Below are 2,066 nucleotides of genomic sequence, written 5' to 3' on the forward strand. Positions count from 1 at the left end.
GGGGGTGCGGACGATTTCTTGGACTACCTGGAGGTAGTTCATGTTTTCATACGAGGATCGGCTGCGAGCCGTACAGCTCTACATCAAGTTGGGCAAGCGCGTTGGGTTGACCATTCGCCAGCTTGGCTATCCAACGAAGAACGCGCTCAGGAACTGGTACCGCGAATTCGAGACGAGCCAAGACTTGCGCGCAGGTTACGCACGTCGGCCCAGGTACTCCGAGGCGGACAAACGCCAGGCAGTGGACCATTACCTTGAGCACGGCCGCTGCATCGCGCTGACGATCAAGGCGCTCGGCTATCCCTCAAGGGCAATGTTGTCTGCGTGGCTTCAAGAGCTCCATCCGCAGGATGGCGTGCGTATCGTTAGCCGATCCCCGGAGCTGCCCCCCGAAGCCAAGCAGTCTGCAGTGATTGCCTTGTGCACACGCGAATCCAGCGCGCAGACTGTCGCCGACGAGGTTGGCGTGTGTCGTGGCTCGCTGTACAAGTGGAAGAATCAGCTGCTCGGCCACGACGTATCCGCATCGATGAAGCGCAAGCAAGACGCCCCCGCAAGCTCCGATCAAGCAGCCTTGGAACAACAGCTAGAAGCGCTGCGACAGGACGTCAGGCGGTTGCAGCTCGAGAAGGACCTGCTGAAGAAGGCGAACGAACTCCTAAAAAAAGAACTGGGCATCGACCAGCAGGACCTGACGAATCGGGAGAAGACACTGTTGGTTGATGCCCTGAAGGCCACTTACTCGGTGACGGACCTGCTCTGCGAGCTCAAGCTGCCACGCAGTTCCTACTTCTACCATCGGGCCCGACTTCAAGTGGCCGAGAAGTATGCCGACGTGCGCAAGGCCATGACCGACATCTTTGAGCGCAACTACAGGTGCTACGGCTCCCGGCGGATACACGCCTCGCTGGCCGACCGGTCGATGACCGTGTCTGAGAAGGTTGTGCGCCGGCTTATGAAGGAAGAACGCCTGGTTGCCGCAACAAGCAAGCGTCGTCGATACGGCTCGTACATGGGTGAGATCAGCCCCGCGCCGGACAACCTCCTCAACCGTGATTTCAGTGCCAGTGCACCGAACGAGAAGTGGCTCACAGACATCACGGAATTCCAGATCCCGGCAGGCAAGGTCTACTTGTCGCCCATGATCGATTGCTTCGATGGCATGGTCGTGAGCTGGTCAATCGGCACGCGGCCAAATGCCGATCTGGTCAACACGATGCTGGATTCGGCCATCGACAAGATCGCTACCAGCGGGTCCGCGCCCGTGGTGCATTCTGATCGCGGCGCCCACTATCGATGGCCAGGCTGGCTATCGCGGATTGCCGACGCCAACCTGACTCGGTCCATGTCGCGCAAAGGATGTTCGCCAGACAACGCCGCATGTGAGGGGTTCTTTGGCCGCTTGAAGATCGAGATGTTCTTCACTCGCGACTGGTTGCACACGTCCATCGACGAGTTCATCGTCTGCTTGGACACATACATCCGGTGGTACAACGAGGCGCGGATCAAAGTCTCCCTTGGTGCTCGCAGCCCTGTCGGGCATCGCCAAAGCCTGGGAATCGCCGTTTAACCAGTCCAAGTTTTCTGCCGCACCCCCGGACCCTTCCCGGCCACCCTAATGTGCTGGAGTCCTCCGGCACGGACGATGGGCCCAAGGCCATCGCACGCCCACTGCAAAGGTAGCCCGTGACTCCAACGCTTGCCGATCTGCCCAATGTGGTTCCTGCGCTGTTCGATCAACCAGACGTTCAGCCCCTGGCCGGGATAGGCCGCGCCACACATCCTCCGCGCATCTTGCTGCTGTATGGCTCCCTGCGCGAACGCTCCTACAGCAAACTGCTGACGCTGGAGGCCGCCCGCCTGCTCAACGCCTTGGGCGCCGACACACGCATCTACGATCCAGCCGGCCTGCCGCTGCCCGATGGCGCGCCCGACACCCATCCCAAGGTGCAGGAATTGCGCGACCTTGCGTATTCCGGACTAAATCTGCCATCTAGTCCAGTGCAAACCCGCCAGCCGTTCCGGTTCAAAGCGGCCAATCATTCCGTTCTGGCAGAGGCCACCCA

General features: G+C 60.3%; 2 protein-coding genes. Both read left to right on the forward strand.

Annotation, left to right across the window (positions count from 1 at the left end):
• Positions 1-40: 40 nt before the first annotated feature.
• On the forward strand, positions 41-1,570 hold the full coding sequence (locus WAQ08_RS00550; RefSeq protein WP_058086131.1) for an IS3 family transposase: 1,530 nt from the start codon (positions 41-43) through the stop codon (positions 1,568-1,570).
• A 116-nt stretch (positions 1,571-1,686) separates the two neighbouring features.
• Positions 1,687-2,066, forward strand: a 380-nt coding sequence (locus tag WAQ08_RS00555; protein ID WP_422188695.1) for an NADPH-dependent FMN reductase, incomplete at its 3' end; no start/stop codon positions are given.

The sequence above is a fragment of the Aquabacterium sp. genome (assembly GCF_049274795.1).
In the GTDB taxonomy this organism is placed as follows: Bacteria; Pseudomonadota; Gammaproteobacteria; order Burkholderiales; family Burkholderiaceae_C; genus Aquabacterium.